The organism is Alteraquisediminimonas sediminicola, from assembly GCF_019740335.1.
GTDB classification, from domain to species: Bacteria; Pseudomonadota; Alphaproteobacteria; order Sphingomonadales; family Sphingomonadaceae; genus Alteraquisediminimonas; species Alteraquisediminimonas sediminicola.
Genome location: NZ_JAHXZS010000007.1, coordinates 93257 through 110793, shown reverse-complemented (window position 1 = coordinate 110793; position 17537 = coordinate 93257). Strand labels below are relative to the sequence as shown.

Genomic DNA, 17537 nt, shown 5'->3' with positions numbered 1-17537 from the left:
ATGCCAAGCGTCAAAGAGTTCAATGAAACACTCGGGCTAGCCAGCCCGAAGAGGTCCCCCTTCCACTACCAGATCGGCGGGAACCACTACAGCAGGCTTGCCATCCAGCCCTTCCAATACAGCATGGCTAACGGGCTGGACCCCATGCAGCACACCATCATCAAGTACGTCACCCGCTTCCGAGACAAGGGCGGGCGGGAGAGCCTTGAGAAGGCAATCCACACAATCCAAATGCTTATCGAACACGAGTACGGCTTGGATGGATAAAATCCAAGACCTCTTGATCGAACTGGACAAGCGGGCTGACCGCGCTGCGAAGCGCAAGGACGGCCACCGCTTCGCCACCGTCCTCCGCGTCATCGTTACCGAGATACGGATGGAGCTCGGGCTGAAAGAGCCTAGACCCTAACAAGGATTGATATTGAACCCTACTCCTACTTCTGCGGGGACTATCTCGCAGGTTGAACTCGAAATGGAAATGTACTCGTTTGGCCGTGCTCGTACTGAGCGTATGATGACCCGCAACGAAGAAGGAGGCAGGGCAGATAACAACCCTTACGCTAAGGCAATCTACCGCAGGTTCATCCTGCCGATGGCCGAGATTATCAAGGATGACATGAAGGCCAAGCGGGCAGGTCGCCGCAAGGCACACGTAAGCCTCTTGGAGACATTGGACCCCGAAGCAGTAGCCTACCTCGCTGTCCGCAATGTCCTTAACGCCATGCTGAACCCGGACCACCGGGGCGTTATCAGCTACAACTCCCGCTCCGTCTGCCACACGGTAGGCAAGGCCGTCTATCACGAGCTCCTGCTTGGCCTCTTCGAGACCGCTAGCCCCGAGCTCTTCTACACCCTCGTCAATGATCTGGGTCGCCGTATGAGCAAGAGCGAACGGCACCGGATGACAGTGTTCAAGATGCAGGCCAAGGCCAACGGCATCCCCTTCCCCGAATGGGGGCCGGGTGGTGTCACGCAGGTCGGGTCCTACCTCGTAGACCTCCTCGCTAACCTAGGCATGGTGGAGCTCGTGTACACCACGATCACAGCAGCCCGCCGCAATGCAGTCCGTCAGTCCATCGAGATTAGGCTCACGGCAGAAGTCCTAGAGCTCATTGACCAGATCAAGGGGCACGTCACTGAGACCACCCCTTACTACCTCCCATGCGTAGAGGCCCCAATCAACTGGACCAGCGTGTCCGAAGGGGGCTTCCACACCACCGAGATGCGCCGCATGCAGCCCTACGCTGTACGTAGCTTCGGGGACTGGGATGAGTTCAACAACCATGACATGACCGTACCACTGGCCGCTATCAACGCCTTGCAGAACGTGCCTTGGCAGATCAATGGCCGCATGCTGGATGCTATCCGGCAGGTAGCCCGACACTTCGACATGGATGAAATCCTGTCCCATGCTGAGTTCCCGGCCCCCGCCAAGCCTGACTGGCTGATCGGCGGCATGTCCGTGGATACCATGAGCCCCTCACAGGCTGAGGAGTTCATCCACTGGAAGCGCAGCAAGGCAGAATGGTTCACCCAGATGAAGCTCCGGGGCACCAAGTACGGTCGATTCTACACCGCTACCAGCGTAGCGGATCGCTTCCGGGAGTTCGACCGGGTGTACTTCATGTACTTCGCGGACTTCCGTGGCCGTCTCTATGCACAGACCTCTGGGGTATCTCCTCAGGGCTCCGACATGCAGAAGGCCCTGCTGCACTTCGCAGACGGTAAGCCCCTCTCCACGGACTCCGCAGTCCTCTGGTTCAAGGTGCATGGCGCTAACAAATGGGGCTTCGACAAGGACACCCTAGACAATCGTGCCCAGTGGGTCACAGACCGCCACCAGCTCATCATGGGCTTCGCTGAGGACCCTGTAGCCAACGATGGCTGGACGGGTGCTGACTGCCCCCTACAGTTCCTTGCATGGTGCTATGAGTACCGGGACTGGATCATGGACCCCGACACCTTCGTCAACCGTATCCCGGTAGGCATGGATGGTAGCTGCAATGGCTTGCAGAACTTCTCCGCCATGCTCCGGGATGAGATTGGTGGGAAGGCTACGAACCTCGTGCCCTCCGAGCTCCCTAACGATATCTACCAGATGGTCGCAGACGAGACCCTCCGCATGCTCCAAGCAGCCGAGGAAGATGAAGGTGGCTACCGCGCCAAGTGGATAGCCCACGGCATCAACCGCACCCTCGTCAAGCGCAGCGTCATGACCCTGCCTTACGGCTCCACCCGCTTCTCCTGTTCGGACTTCATCGTCGGGGACTACCTCAAGGCTGGCAAGGCCTTAGAGTTCCCCAAGGAAGAGTATGGCAGAGCAGCACAGTACCTCTCGCACTTCGTCTGGGATGCTATCGCTGTCGTCGTCGTCAAGGCCCGCGAAGCGATGGAGTGGCTACAAGCCGCTGCCCGTCAGATCATTCGCGGGGAGCATGATGAAATCCGCTGGATCGCCCCCTCAGGCTTCCCAGTAACCCAGCGCTACCAAGAGCAGCAGGGACACCGTATCCGCACCAACCTGTGCGGCAACGCCTTCCTCCGCATGAACGTAGACGCAGACACCCCAGACGTCCGCCGTCACCGTAACGGGGTAGCCCCTAACTTCGTCCACAGCCACGATGCAGCGCACCTTGCACTCACCGTAGTAAAGTCCGCTGAGCAGGGCCTTATCTTGGCAGCTATCCACGATGACTACGGCACCCACGCCGCAGACGCAGGCACCCTCTACAGGGTTATCCGTGAGGAGTTCATCTCCATGTACGAGGCCCATGATCCGCTAGCCGAACTGGCAGCTATCTATGATCTACCTACCCCACCGGCCCGAGGTAATCTGGACCTAAACCAAGTCCTTTCCTCCACCTACTTCTTCGCCTGATGGGCTTACCGTCTAATTCGATACCGTCCCGCACAAAGGAACATTCATTGCCGCAGAACATCGCCGTACCAGTCATGAGACTTAATACCACGGCCTACGAGGCGCTAGAGAAACAACTCGGTTTACCCATCCCGACCACAACCACCACTGATATCCAAGCCGGATATCTTCTGGGTGTACAGCACGTTCTGGTACTACTCAGAAAGGGCTACGTTGTATCGTGAAGTAACCCCTCTTGATCTTCCTATTATAAGAAGTACTCTTAGTACTATGATAGATAGATTAAGAAAGATTAGTACTAAACATATATATAAGATTATGGATTTAGATATAGGAATGAATAACCTATGTCTAATGGATAACGTATATATTGTTAATGAATGTTACCTAGTAATATATGATATATTTACGCCTTGGTATTCCGAGACCCCTATCCTAGCCGAGCAGCTCGTATTGCAGCTAGCTCCGGGCGGGAGGTTCTCCGATGTGGTCTCCTTCTTAGAGGAGGCCGCACGAGAGGCCGGGGCTTCGTCGGTGGTAGTAGGTACAGCTCTGGCTAAGTCAGACCGTGCCCTTGCCTCCATGTACCAACGCGAGGGCTTCCAGCAGGAAGCAATCGAACTCAGCAAGGAACTATAATATGTGCGGAGGTGGAAAGAAGGCTGCTCGAAAAGTAGCAGCCGCCACTCTAAAGGCAGCAGAGATGCAAGCCGCGAATGATCGCCTACAGGCGCAGGGTGCATTGCAAACCCTCTCTACCCAGATTGCACAGAAGCGGGCTTCGGAACAGGCGGCTGAGTCCCTCAGCAGGCCGCAGCAGCAGGTTGACGTAGCCTTGGCTACTGACACCCCGGCACCCGAGCTGGACCCTACCACGGGCCGCCGCAAGACCGTCCGCTCTACTTTCCAGAGCCGTACCAATGGTGCGGGTATTAGTATCTAAGTGGCAGTATCAACCTCCGCATCCGGGAGGTTCCAGCAGCTAGAGGCGGCTCGTAACGGCTTCATTGCCCGTTGCGAGTTGTACGCCAGCTACACTCTGCCGAAGCTCTGTCTCCCCAAGGGGTATGACCAGAACTCTTCGGAACTGAGTAGGGACTTCCAATCAGTAGGGGCGCAGGCAGTCAACCATCTAGCCAACAAGATCATGTTGGCAGGGTTCGCACCATCCCGCCCGTTCTTCCGTACAGACGCTTCCGCATCCACCGCCAAAGAGCTCGAAGCCCTAGGCGTAGACACCGAGGCCTTAGCGCAGCAGTTGGCCAAGGCCGAGAAGGCAGCAGTTAAGCTCCTCGACAGCAAGGCCATGCGGCCCAAGCTATATGAAGTAATCAAGCACCTCATCGTTACAGGCAACGTCCTGCTGACGCTTGAGGAGGACGCCCGAGTAATCGGGATCAAGAAATACGTTGCTAGACGCTCTGCATCCGGGAAGCTCCTAGAGCTCCTCATTGCAGACAAGGTTCAGTTCGATGAACTAGAGCCCGCTGTCCAAGACGCCGTGTTCGCAAAGGCCAAGTACGCATCTGATCGGGAGGTAACTCTCTATCGCTGGGTAACTCGCAATCGCGATGGCGACTATGAAATGGTACAGTGGGTGGATGCCATCCAGCTAGGCCAAGAGTTCTATGGCAAGTGGCCTGAGAAAGACCTCCCCTTCCGCGTCCTTACATGGGACCTCTCGGACGATGCCCACTACGGCACCGGCCTTGTTGAGGATTACAAGGGGGACTTCGCTGGCCTCTCCACGCTTACCCGCTCCCAAGTTATCGGGGCGGTCCTCGCATCCGAGTTCCGTTGGCTAGTCAATCCGGCTGGCATGACGCGGGTAGAGGACTTTGAGCAGAGCGAGAACGGCTCAGCCCTTCCGGGGGCCGAGGGCGACATTGTTCTCCTCGAAGGCAGCAAGTCTCAGGACCTCCAAGTCACTATGGCTATGTCTCAGGAGTACGTCACCCGTATCGGGCGCGGCTTCCTTCTGGCCTCCACTATGGTCCGGGATGCCGAGCGTGTCACACAGGAAGAAATCCGGCTCATCGCAAATGAGCTCGAAACCTCCCTAGGTGGCGCATACTCCCGCCTCGCTGTCGATCTGCAACTTCCGCTGGCCTACTGGCTCATGCGGGATATCGGATTAGGCGTAGACGGCAACCAGTTCGTCCCCTCCATCGTCACAGGCTTAGAAGCCCTGTCTCGTACCGGGGACCTCGAAGAGCTCAAAATGTGGCTGGCCGATATGGCCGCTGTAGCCCAGCTCCCCCCTGAACTTCTGCAACGCTTGGACACTACCAAGATTGCCGCAGCCCTAGGCGCACCTCGTCGCATCGACGTCTCAGCCTACATGAAATCACCAGAAGAGCTGGCAACAGAGCAGCAGCAGCAGATGGCGCAGCAGCAGCAAATGATGGCCTCACAGGCTGGCGCAGACGCAGGCGCAGGCATCGCTGTCGAACAAGCTAAACAAGGACAAGTACCCGCATGACGACCCAAGTAGCAGCCCCCGTGGTAGAACCTGTGGCACCAGCCGCAGTAGACCCCGTTAGCGTTGCTCCCGTAACTCCAATCAGCTTGACGGTTGACCCAGCACCAGTAGCGCCGCTTCCTACCCCAGTGGTAGAGGCAGCCCCCGCTGGCGTACTTGTTGAATACGAACCTACCGGCGATGCTGGTCTCGATGTAGCCCTCGCCTTCGTTGGCAGGCTCGGGATTGATGCTAACCACCCAGCTATGCTGGCTACCGCAGACGGGGACTTCTCCCTGCTTGAAGCCCACCTCGCCACTATGGGCGATAAGGCTGTCGGCTGGCAGCAGATGATGGCCTTGGCCAAGATGGCCGAGGAACGCTCAGTTACAGCTATGGCTGCTGCGGAAGCAGCGGTCACTGCGGCTGTACACGATGTTGTTGGTGGCGATAGCCAGTGGGCAACAGTTCAAGCATGGGCCTCCGCCAATGCTGATCCCTCCGAGAAGGCCGAGATTAACGCGATGTTCGCGGCTGGCCCACTCCAAGCTCGGGCAGCAGCCACGATGCTCCTCAACGCCTATAACACGGCAGCGGGCACCGTAGTCACTCCCGCCTCAGCAACCGCACGGCCTAGCGCCGGTACGGCCCAGCCGAGCAACGGCCCCCTGACCGCACGAGAGTACGCACAAGCAGTACAGAAACTCGCGCAGAAGATCGGCTCCCATAATCTCAATTCTTCTCATGAGTACGATGCGCTGAACCAGCGCCGTCTCGCCTCAAATTAAGTAAGGACTACCTTTGACTCTTTTCTCGTCTGCCGGTGTAATCGGTAATCTCACCCGTCCGATGCAGCAGAACCAAGCCGGTGCTGTTGATGCTCTGGCGGTTGAACAGTACTCTGGCATGGTTGAGGGCACGATTGCCCGCCGCTCAGTCCTTGATGGTTGGATCAACATGAAGCGCGTTGTGGGCACCACGACCCTTTCGGACTTCGCTATCGGTGAAGCCACGCTCAGCAAGCTCGTACCGGGTGAAGCACCTGCTGCGACCCCGAGTGACTTCGCGAAGGCTTCGATCACCGTTGATACGGTCGTCTTGGCTCGTAACGTCCTGCCGTTGCTGGAAGTGTTCCAGAGCTCGTATGATGCTCGTAAGGAAATCGGCGTGGAGCATGGCAAGAAGATTGCTAAGTTCCTCGACCAGTCCATGTTTATTCAGGCAGCTAAGGCCGCCGCTCTGTCGGAAAGCCGCTTCTCGAATGGCTCGGCTGGCAAGCCTGCTGGCCACTTCGGTGGCTCGACCATCACGCTCGGTGCCTCGGGCGATGCACTTGATCCGGCCCGCATGTATTCCGCTATTGGCGACTTGTTCGTCAAGATGGAAGAAAAGGACGTCAGCCCTCGTGAGGACGATGTTATCATCGCCTTGCGTCCAGCGCAGTTCCGCGCCTTGGCTGATGCTGAGTTGATCGTCAACGGTGAGTACATCACCTCGGACGGCAACAACATGCAGACCATGATCTTCAAGGCCTTCGGTTGCCCGGTCGTCAGCTCCAACAACATTCCTAACACGAATGTCACGGGCCACTTCCTGTCGAACGCTGCGAACAGCAACGCCTATGATGGTGACTTCACCAAGCTGGCAGGTCTGGCCTTCTCGGCCAAGGCTCTGTTGAGCGGCGAAACCATCCCGCTGACCTCGGACGTGTTCTACGACAAGACCTTCAAGTCGTGGTTCGTAGACAGCCATCTCGCCTACGCAGTCACCCCGAACCGTGCCGAGTACGCCGGTGCGATCTGGTTGCCGTGAGCCTAATCTAACCCATACCCCGCCCCCGTCCCTTGATTGGGGCGGGGGCTTTTTTGCGTTTGGAGCATAATGACTTTCCTAACCCAGCTCTCAGTCGTCAACGATATGTTGGCGCTCCTGTCTGAGTCCCCGCTTAACTCGCTTGAGGAGGACCACGATCTAGTCCCAGCCTGCCTCGCAGCCCTGCGGAACGCCTCCTTCCGAGAACAGTCTAAATCTTGGTGGTTCAATCAGGAGCTCGTCACCTTGTCCCCTGATGCGGGAACCGGGAACATCATGCTCCCCATTGACACTATCAAGGTTGATCCCGTGAACGGGTCCCTTAACTTCGTCGCCCGTGGTCGCAGGCTCTACAAGCCGTATGCCCCAGCCAATGAGGACCGCTTGGTATTTACCCAAGACGTCCAAGTTGAGCTCGTCCGCATGCTGGCCTTCGAGGACCTCCCGCTGACGGCCCAGCTATTTATCTCGGCTTCCGCGAAGCTGCAATTCCAGACCAACTACGATGGCGATGCCCCGGCAATCAGCATGCTCCAACAGGAGTACAAGGATGCCTACATCACCCTCAACGCAGAGCACATTCGCAACCGGGACGTGAACCTTATCCGCCGCCCGACGACTGCGAACCTCCTCAACAACATCGGTATCCGACCCAATCCGGGCGGGCTCCCCATCTACTAAGGACAACCTATTGGCGAAAGTCTCAGGGGGCTATGAAAGTGTAGTGCGTGGCGTATCTGAGCAGGTCCCGCAGGATCGGCGCTCAGGCCAGCACACGGCCCAACAGAACATGATTAGCGACCCCGTGAACGGGCTTGCCCGCAGACACGGCTCTATCTTGAAGGCAGAGGCCGTTGGTGGCGCTGCTGCTGCTGGGCACTTCACAAAGCTCCTCACGGCTACAGCCCAGAGCAAGCCCTTCTCCTTCTCTATCTCCGGGATCGAATACGATCTTATCTATCGCACGGATGCAGACAGCCAGAGCCTAGGACAACAGGGCTTCGCCTTCTGCTTCAACAAGACCACCGGGGCCTTTGTGCCCATCTCCTACGCAGGCACAGACACCGTGCTAGACACCCTCGTAGCAGGGGGCGTCTCCGCTGCTACCAGCATCGGCAGGTTCCTCTTCCTCGCAGGCCATACCATCGTCCCCACATGGACAGGCACAGCCCGCCACAACGTCACTGCTAACTTGCAGAAGATGGCTGTGTGGGTGAGGGGCGGGGCATACTCCCGCACGTTTAAGATCACCCTGACGAAGGCCAACGGGACCACTACCGTAGCCAGCTACAAGACGGTAAGCGCAAGCTACCCGACCCTGCTGGATACCACGGACCTCCTGACCTCCGATGCAGACTACCAGAAGAAGGTCAACGATAGGGTCAACGCCTACAACGGCGAGGTCACTAAGTGGATCGGTACGGCAGCCGCAGACATTGCCCCAGAGAGCATTGCTGAGAAGCTCAGGCTGGCCCTAGTGGCAGCAGGGGTCACAGGCTGCTCAGTAAACAACTCCACTGTCCTGATTGACAACTCCCTGTATGTGGAGGTCAAGGCAGAGGATGGCGGGGACGGCTCACTGATCCGAGGCGTAGGCAATGGAATCCTAGCAGCCGATCTGGTCAGCGTGATCCATTACCACGGTAAGGTGGTCAAGGTTAAGCCCCAGAAGAGCAACAGTCTCGACGCCTTCTACCTAGAGGCCTACGCTAAGGACGGAATCTCTACTGGTGTCACAGAGGTAGCTTGGCGCGAGAGCAGTGGGTACAAGATGCAGCCTAACACTGCTTTCTGTATCGCGACTATCGAAGCAGGCACCCTGTACATCGGGGGCACCCCTGCCAAGCTACAGACGCTCTCAGGCGTCACGGTTCCGACGTTCTCTCCCAACCCCGTTGGCGATGATCTTACGAACCCCCTTCCTACCTTGTTCGGGAACCGCATTGACTACCTCGGCAGCTTCCAAGACCGCTTGGTCATCGGCTCCGGGACCATCATCCTGTTCTCCAAGCCCGGTAAGTATTTCGACTGGTTCCGTAGCTCCGTCCTAACCCTGCCAGATGACGACCCTATCGAGGTGTTCTCATTGGGGGCCGAGGATGATATTATATCCAGCTCCGTCACCTATGACCGCAACCTAGTCCTGTTCGGCAAGAACCGGCAGTACACCGTTAGCGGTAGGCAGCCTATCACTCCAAAGACCGCCAGCATTGTAGGCGTCACTGCCCACGAAGGGGCCACAGACGCTGATCCTATCAGCTCCGGGAACTTCGTGTTCTATGCCCAGAAGCAGGGGGAAGGGGCGGCTCGTAAGGCCTCCCTGCACCAGATACAGGCAGGGGCTCTGGCAGACACGCCAGAGAGCTCGGACTTGTCGCAGCAGCTCTCTACCTACATCGGCGGTACGCCTGTGCAGCTAGTGGCCTTGGATACCCCGAAGTTCGTGGGTCTCCGCACCACTGCCTCACGCACCACCCTCTACGCCTACAGCTACCTAGACGGCCCCGGCAATGCCGAGCGCCTGTTCGATAGCTGGTCCAAGTGGACATGGGACGAGAAGGTGGGGCACGTCATCGGGATCACCAAGAGCCCTGACGATACGGGACTCCTGATCTACATGATTAAGGAGGGCAAGGACTACGCCAATGCGAACAAGTGGTGGGTCTCCTGCGAACAGTTCACCCTTATCACCTCGAAGTCCACCTACCCCTACCTTGATAGCCTGCGACCGTACTCTGCCATTGGCGGGGTAGGAAGCTACGTGAACCCCTACAACTACCCTACAGAGGCCGCTATCGCGTTTACCTCAACAGGGTACAGGCCGTTCATGGGTGCACCCATCACGGGGCTCACACAGTTCCTGACGGACTATACGACAGGCACGGACGGCTGGGTGGGTATTGGCTATCAGGCCCTCGTCACCCCAACGAACCCTTACATCAAGGACAAGGCAGGCAACGCTATCCTAGATGGCAGGTTGACGCTTGGCCGGGTGCGGGTGTCCATCGCTGACACAGGCGGGGCTTATATCGACGTCACCTCCTCGCAGGGAACCAAGACCGTCACGGACTTCAATGGCCGTATCCTTGGAGACAGCTCTAACCTGATCGGGTACCAACCAATCGTCACCACCTCTATCTATGGCAACATCGGTAAGGAGACGAGGCAGTGCTCCTACAGCATCAAGGCTAGGACTTGGCTACCTCTGACCATCACTGCCGTAGAGTGGGTCGGGCAGTACTTTAACAGAACACAGAGGGTATAACATGGGCTCCATGATGTACGCTGGTGCCACCCACATTATCGAGCAGTCCAAGATTGACGCTGCTCGGATTACCCAGAAGTCTAGTAACGAGAAGAACGGGGCCATCTCTGCATTGCAGAGGGGCTCCGCTGCTATCGGGAACCAACGGGTACTTGATGCGGCTGGCAGTCAGATCAATGATATCTCGGGCAACATCGCCCGCAACCTAGACGCTGCTGCTCAGGGGAACTTTATGTCCCGGATCATGGCAGCGGAAGAGCTAGGCGCAAGCACGGCTATGGCAGCAGCCGCAGGCGTTGGGGGCTCCTCTGTGGAGGCCTACAACAACACCATGCGATTGAACCGGGCCATGCAGGAAGAGGACGCCCAGCGCAGCGTCAATAGCGACAACATCAACGCCAGTGCCCAGCGCGGGGCTACCATGACTAACGCAGTCGGTAGCATGGACGTTAACGCCTACAACGCTGACTTGGACTTCAAGCAGTACGTTGACCACAAGAAGGCACCGGGCCTCGGCTCCTTCGCAGGGATCGCCACAGTCGTAGGGGCAGCAGCAGCTACGTACTTCGGTGGGCCAGCAGCAGGCCAAGCCGTCATGAAGATCGGCACGGGCCTAATGACCGCCAAGGGCGCAGCAGACAACGCGGACTTTGCAACAGCAGGGGCAGCGATGGATGGGGCAGTCAAGGCGGGCTTCGGTGCCATGCAGAAGGTCGGTAGCGGGGAATGGAGCAGTGCTTCCAAATCCAAGGCTCTCGGCAGCAAGAAGATTGACGGGGATATCAAGGTCCGCATGCGGAACAGCCCATTTAATATCTAACAAGGAGGGCCAATGGCCACAGGTTACGACTCCCGCCAGCAGGCAAAGGATAGCTTCGCCTTCACCCCGAACGCGCCCGCACAGGCGAACACAGGGCTGAGCGGTCGGAGCAATTCCGCGCAGGTCATTGGCGGACAATCTCAGGGTGGCGTTGGTTTATCCAGCGCCCCCACACAAGCAGCCCCCACTAACTTCGGGGCAATGATTGACGATATCGTTGAGCCCTACGTCCAGAAGCACCAGAAGGCCCGCTTCTATGAAGGCTTCAACAAGGCCCAGACAGGCGTAGCTCTGGACGAGCTGGACAAGTCCAACAAGGGCTTGAAGAGCATCTTCGGCCCCAACTCCTTCGAGGAGGGCGCACAGTTCTACGCTGGCCAGAAGGCTATTGCAGACCACCAGCAGTGGGTCATGGACAATCAGGATGACCTGAAAGTCATGGACCCCAACGAGTCCGCACGGGCTATTGCAGAGAACGCCAGTACCCACATGACCGGGCACAATGAGGCGGACATGCAAATCCAGAGCGGGATCATCCAAGCCACCGGCCCCCTTATGGCGACCACGGCAAAGAACCGCTTCGTGTATCAGCAGGACCAAGCTGTCCGCAGCCTGAGCTCCGCGTGGCGGGCATCGGGCTCGGCCTTGCAGGCTATCCAAGTCCAGAACGCTGGCCTGAGCTCCCCTGACGATGAAGTCACTGGGGCAGCCCAGCAGTCCCTTAATCAGTTCGTTGGCTCCATCTTCCCTCCTCCCGAGGGCATGACTACCGAGAGCTACCACTCCGCCCTCACCACCTTCCTGCTGGACACGGCCCAGAGCGGCAATGGCTACGCGGTCAAGGCGATACAGGACAGCGGGCTGCTCAACACCCTGCCTGACGACAAGCGCGTCAAGCTAGAGGATGCCATCGGTAAGTACGCCAATCGGGCTATGGCCCCTGTGGCTATGGAGATGGGCCCTCGTATCGACGCGCTGCACTTCAAGCAGCAGTTCGGCAAGATTTCGGCTGAGGATGCAATGGCGGAAGCCAAGTCCATCAACGACGAGGTTAAGCGCAGGACGGGCTTCGACGTAGACCTCTTCGATTGGAAGGAGGTTGTCGGTGAAGGCAAGACTGTATGGAGCAACGTGCACTCCGCCCTTACCCGGCAGGAGGATCGTAAGTGGCAGCTCGAAGATCAGGCAGCCCGTGATAAGTTTGAGTTGGACAAGGCAGCAGCAGACGCCGCTGGTAAGGCCGCTCAGATCAGCGCAGCGTGGGGCGCAGGGGGCGTTAAGCAGAGCCTCGCTCTCGGTATCGGCACCGGAAACAACTACGATGTGCTGGCTCAGCAGGACTACGCACAGGGGAACCTGACGCGGATCACGCAGGCGTACAAGACAGATGGCTGGGTCTCTGGCCTAGTCAGCTCGGGCTTGAAGTCCAACATCGAAGCCAGCATCGGCACGGAATACAACAAGGACTTTGAAGCTGGCTTCCAGCGGTTCAAGGCCTTCAACGATGCGAACCCCGCTATGGCAGCAGCCTATACAGGGGACCTGTACTTACCACTTATGGCCTACAAGTCCCTGTCCGCCACCATGAGCCCCTCGCTTGCCTTTGCTAAGGCTATGGACCCCTCCCGCTACGGAGGTGCCAAGGCAGCCCCAGCTACCAAGGAAGCCAAGACCGCCATTGCAGAGTATGTGTCTGGCCAGAACGCCCGCACGATCTGGGGCACCAATATCCAGATTAACCCCTTTAGCCGCAAGAACCTGAACACCTCGGGCCTCAACGCTATGCAGAATGTATTGGGTAGGCAGTTGGACCTCCTCTCCGCGAACAGCGATGTTCCGGCAGAGCAGCTAGTCCCACAGCTTGAAGAGCAGGCGTTGAAGAACGGCAGCTTTGAACGGTACGGCCCGCTGGCTTGGTCCAACAGGCAGGGGACTGAGAACCTCGGTACCTCCCTGCATCTACAGCAGGACGAGGCCGACGAGGTTATCCCTGCTGTGGTCAACGAGTGGCTCACTAAGGCGGGTCACTCAGACGGGGCCTATGGGGACAACTACGACATTCGCAGGATCAAGGATGGCAACGGGGTAACGGCCTTAGCTGTGCAGCCCGTAGATGACGAGGGGTACCATCCCCCTGTCATCATCCCACTGTCCGCATTCACTGCTGCATCTGCCCGCACCCGCGCTGACCGTGTGGCTAAGGGACAAGCCGAGATGGCAGCTAAGGCTAACGTCCGGTTCTCGGTCGTGCCCCGCGTCACCTCACCAATGAAGAAGACCTCCATGCTCTTGAAGCCCGGAGGCGCACAATAACAGACAAGGAACCACATGGCTAATAAGCCCGACTACAAATCACATAAGAGCTCCGCATACGATGCTATCGAAGCTCCCCTAGAGAAGCAGTACGGGCTACCTGCCGGTGGCATGAGAGCTATCCGTCGCAGGGGAGAAAGGTCCGATGCGGATCAAGTCTCCCCTGTTGGGGCCTCTACAGTTTATCAGATCATGCCCGCAACGCGGGACCTATTCCTAAACAGGTACGGCGTGGACGCCTACGCCTCCCCTGAGAGCGCCGCTAAGGTCTCTGCCCTCCACCTACGTGATGATATGAAGCGCACTGGGACTTGGGAGGGCGCAGTCCAAGGATACATCGGTGGCCCAGACAAGCGCCAGCACGGCGCTACTACAGCCGCCTATGTAGCCCGCGTCACAGGCCAGAGCCCGCGTATCGTGTCCGCAGGATCGAATGGGGCCACAGCCCTAGCTCCCGGCATTAACCTCTCGGACTTCACCTACGACGAGCTCAAGGACGTAGCTCCTGAGGACCTCGGCAGCCGTAGGCCGCTGGGCCCCAACACTACGCCTAAGGACCCCAAGGCTGAGCCAGACCAGCTCCTCTCCTCCCTGCTAACCAACGGCAAGCCCCTCGTTACCCCCCGCTTCGATCAGTCCCCGGACCTCGTTGTCGATAAGGCGAACCAGACGGCTGCAATGGATCATACGGCAGAGCTGGCCCAGTACGGCTTCGGGGACCGCGTTGTAGCGGCTATCGACCAGAACTTCTTCCTCAACCAGATCGCCCGTGGGATGGACCAAGAGCACAACGAAGGGGACCCAGCCTTCCATGCTGAGTACATCAAGAACATGGACGAGTGGGAGAGCATTGCTCAGACCCCGGAAGAGCGGGATGCTATGCGGGCCGCTGCTACAAGTCGCGGGGACCTCCTCGCAGCCCAGCAGCGTATCCTGCTCAAGCGTGAACGCACTAAGGTTATCGACAGCAACGGGACCGGAACTTGGTTCAACGTAGGCGCGACTATCGCGGACCCTATCGGATGGATCGGCGGGGCGGGTGCCTCTAAGGTAGCCCAGCTTGCAGGTCGCGGGGGCACTATGCTTGCGATGGCTGCTGAGGGCGGTGCCTTCGGCGTAGCATCAACAGCAGCTCTGGATTACTCAGGAGAGGACCAGAGCGCGGGGGACTACCTCTTGCAGGGCGTAGTAGGTCTCGGCATCGGCGCGGCCCTACACCCCCTCCTAGGGGCTAAGGGGTCGGACCTGTCCGCAGAGCGCCTTGTCGGGGAGCAGCACGTAGCGGCCCAATCCGCAGCAGAAGAGATTATTGTCCGAGCTGCTGCTAACGTGGGCGAGGGTGCAGAGCCCCAAGTTCTCCGTGCAGAGGTTGAACGCCTCCACACCGAGCGGGCCGTCAATGACCTGAACCTCACGCTGGCTGACGTTGGCGATGAGAACAAGTTCATGACGGGGGATGCAGACAGCCTCCTCACCGGGAGCACTGCTACCCGCCAGCCCGTTATAGACGCTCATGGCCTCCATGCCGTTGAGGACCCTGCTGAGCAGGCCGCAGTCGCAGAGATTGTAGCCCGGTCACAGCGCATGTCTGACGCTAACCCGATCAACGAGGCTGGCCTGCAAGGACGGCTTCTAAAAGCATTCGGGCAGGAAAGCACGGGGCTCACGCTCCTCCGCTCCAAGTCCGCTGTAATGCGGGCTACGGCCATGCAGCTCCTCGAAGGAACAACCGGGGCAGCCGGTCGTCGTAGGACGGCAGCACTGTCTCAGGTAACGCGGGAACGCATCTACCTCCGCCACATGGTTGAACATGAGGACCTATTCCACCTCTACCGCAAGGGCGAGGGTGAGGGGTACGTAAGCAGCGCCCTGTCTGGCAAGCCTAAGGCGGACTTCGATAGGCGCGTGTTTATCGAGGTAGAGCGCAGGCAGGGCCATGCAGAGGGCACCATGTTCGACACCAATCCCGCTGTCCGCAAGGCAGCGACCAATTGGGAAAAGGGCATGGATGCTATGCGCCGGGAACAGCAGCACATGGGTACGCTCGGTGCAGCCAATCTCGGTAACACCAGCATTGGCTACATGCGCCACATGATTGATCCGCGTAAGCTCATGACCCTCTCCACCGCACAGCGGGCCCGAGTAGAGGATGCGCTGGCAAGCCAGTTCAGCCACCTCAACGAGTACAGCTACATTGATAAGGCTACTGGTGAGAAGATCACCAAGGCCTTCGATCAGAAGTTCTCTAAGAAGCTGGCCACTGGCTACCTGACTCGCGCACTTCGCCGGGGCAACGGTAGCTATGACGTGCCTATGAACCTCCACAGCACGGAAGGCGCTGATATCGTAGCTGAGGCCCTCTCGGCTATGGACGGCCTCCCCAAGGATGCTGTGGCAGATATCATTGCTAAGTTCAGCCGAGGGGGCGCAGGCCATACCAAGGGACGGCTCAAGCTGGACCTCCTAACGGACATTGGCGATGGCAAGATACTAGGGGACCTGTTCCGGCAGGATATCCTCGGCCTCTACCGCAGCTATGCCCGTAGGGTCTCTGGCGAGGTAGCCTTGGCTCAGTACGGCGTCTTAGGTGCAAAGGGCCTCGGCCTTATCCGTGAGGCTGCTGAGCGCACAGGCGCTACGGCAGATGAGATGCATGCCTTCGATCAGGTAGCCTCGGAGCTTATGAATACCCCCTACAAGAGTGCGGTCCGCCACCCCTCACTAGACAACCTCCGGGTTGCGACCTCCGCTGCCCGTCTGGGCGGCATGGGCTTCACCCAGCTTGGTGAGTACGGCAACGCTCTGGCAGCCGTGGGCTTCAAGCGAGTGATGGGGGCCATCGGCGGGGCCAACCGCCTCCGTAAGGAGATTGACGCCCTGACTAAGGGGGAGCTCGTAGACAACCCAATCCTCAACAGCATTGATACGCTGGGCGGGCACTTGGGCGTTGACGGGTACCAGATGACCCGCATGTTCGATATCCCTGATAATGAAATCCAGCTCTATAACGATGAGGCCGTAGGTCGCTTCGGCAAGGCTGTCAGGGCAGGGAGCCACATGGTCTCCGTAGCCTCCGGGCACCGGATCATCGTGGCCGTACAGACCCGTGGCATGGCAGAGCAGATTGTCCGCAAGGCTATAGGCTACATCAAGCGTGGGGAGAACGACACAGCCCTGATGGATATGGGCTTCACCCCAGCGGTGCAGGCCGATATCCGCAAGAACATGGAGCACATCGCGGAGTTCGACAGCAAGGGCAACCTGCTCAAGCTAGACCTCCACGCAGGCACCTTGGACCCTAACCTCCTCATGACCTTCCGGGACAGCGTGGAGCGTGGGGCAGGGCAGATCATCCAGCGCACGTACACCGGGGAGACCGGGGCGTGGGCTCACAACGATCTGCTAAAGACCCTGTTTCAGTTCCGCACCTTCTCCCTGACTTCCATTGAGAAGCAGTGGGGGCGGAACCAATCCAACTACGGGGCTATGAAGTCTTTCGCTATCCTCATGGGCTCCATGTCCTTTGCTGTCCCCATCCATGCTGCTCGTATGCAGATCAAGATGGCAGGGATGAGCGAGAAGGAGCGCAAGGACTACGCTGCCTCGCACATGTCCGCAGTGGGCATGGCGCGGGCTACCATGAACTACGCCTCGTCCGCAGGCCTCCTAGGCGATGTTATCGACGTAGGTACCAGCGGCCTCACCAGCATCGGTGTGATGGACAAGGCTACGGCTGAGGGCATCACAGGGGGCGGTGTGGGCAGGCAGTCCACCAGCGGCTTCGTACCGGGCGTGGGCCTCGTAGATGACCTTCTGCGGGGAACCATGGGCGGGCAAGTGTCCAAACTACCCAAGCTGCTACCGGGAGCCAACCTCCCATACATGGTGCCATTCATCACAGCGATGGAACCAGACAAGAACTAAGTTTCTGGGCCGGGGGAGCAATCCTCCGGCCCCTCCATTTGATACCGTCCCGCACAATTAGAAA

11 protein-coding genes are annotated in these 17537 nt (G+C 58.6%); all 11 read left to right on the top strand.

From position 1 onward, the window contains the following. Complete coding sequence (locus K6117_RS13035) at positions 1 to 267, top strand: DUF3310 domain-containing protein (protein ID WP_221795967.1); 267 nt, start codon at positions 1 to 3, stop codon at positions 265 to 267. A gap of 148 nt (positions 268 to 415) precedes the next feature. Beyond that, positions 416 to 2878, top strand: coding sequence for a DNA-directed RNA polymerase (locus K6117_RS13030; protein WP_343211793.1), 2463 nt, complete (start codon positions 416 to 418; stop codon positions 2876 to 2878). A 354-nt stretch (positions 2879 to 3232) separates the two neighbouring features. Continuing rightward, a complete protein-coding gene (locus tag K6117_RS13025; RefSeq protein ID WP_221795961.1) occupies positions 3233 to 3517 on the top strand; it encodes a hypothetical protein in 285 nt (94 codons plus the stop codon). Between the two features lie 304 nt (positions 3518 to 3821). Continuing rightward, positions 3822 to 5360 (top strand): portal protein, encoded by a 1539-nt coding sequence (locus K6117_RS13020; RefSeq protein ID WP_221795958.1) that lies wholly within the window; start codon positions 3822 to 3824, stop codon positions 5358 to 5360. A 245-nt stretch (positions 5361 to 5605) separates the two neighbouring features. Further along, entirely contained in the window at positions 5606 to 6127 is a 522-nt protein-coding gene (locus K6117_RS13015) for a hypothetical protein (protein WP_221795955.1), read from the top strand. A gap of 61 nt (positions 6128 to 6188) precedes the next feature. Then, positions 6189 to 7151 (top strand): phage major capsid protein, encoded by a 963-nt coding sequence (locus tag K6117_RS13010; RefSeq protein WP_221795952.1) that lies wholly within the window; start codon positions 6189 to 6191, stop codon positions 7149 to 7151. Positions 7152 to 7220: 69 nt separating this feature from the next. Continuing rightward, entirely contained in the window at positions 7221 to 7832 is a 612-nt protein-coding gene (locus K6117_RS13005) for a hypothetical protein (protein ID WP_221795950.1), read from the top strand. Positions 7833 to 7842: 10 nt separating this feature from the next. Beyond that, positions 7843 to 10416: a phage nozzle protein gene (locus K6117_RS13000; protein WP_484771506.1), complete on the top strand. Its 2574-nt coding sequence runs from the start codon at positions 7843 to 7845 to the stop codon at positions 10414 to 10416. 1 nt (position 10417) lies between these two features. Beyond that, a complete protein-coding gene (locus tag K6117_RS12995) occupies positions 10418 to 11236 on the top strand; it encodes a hypothetical protein (protein ID WP_221795943.1) in 819 nt (272 codons plus the stop codon). A 12-nt stretch (positions 11237 to 11248) separates the two neighbouring features. After that, positions 11249 to 13549, top strand: coding sequence for a hypothetical protein (locus tag K6117_RS12990; RefSeq protein WP_221795939.1), 2301 nt, complete (start codon positions 11249 to 11251; stop codon positions 13547 to 13549). A 15-nt stretch (positions 13550 to 13564) separates the two neighbouring features. Continuing rightward, positions 13565 to 17473, top strand: coding sequence for a hypothetical protein (locus K6117_RS12985; protein ID WP_221795936.1), 3909 nt, complete (start codon positions 13565 to 13567; stop codon positions 17471 to 17473). The last annotated feature ends 64 nt before the right edge of the window (positions 17474 to 17537 follow it).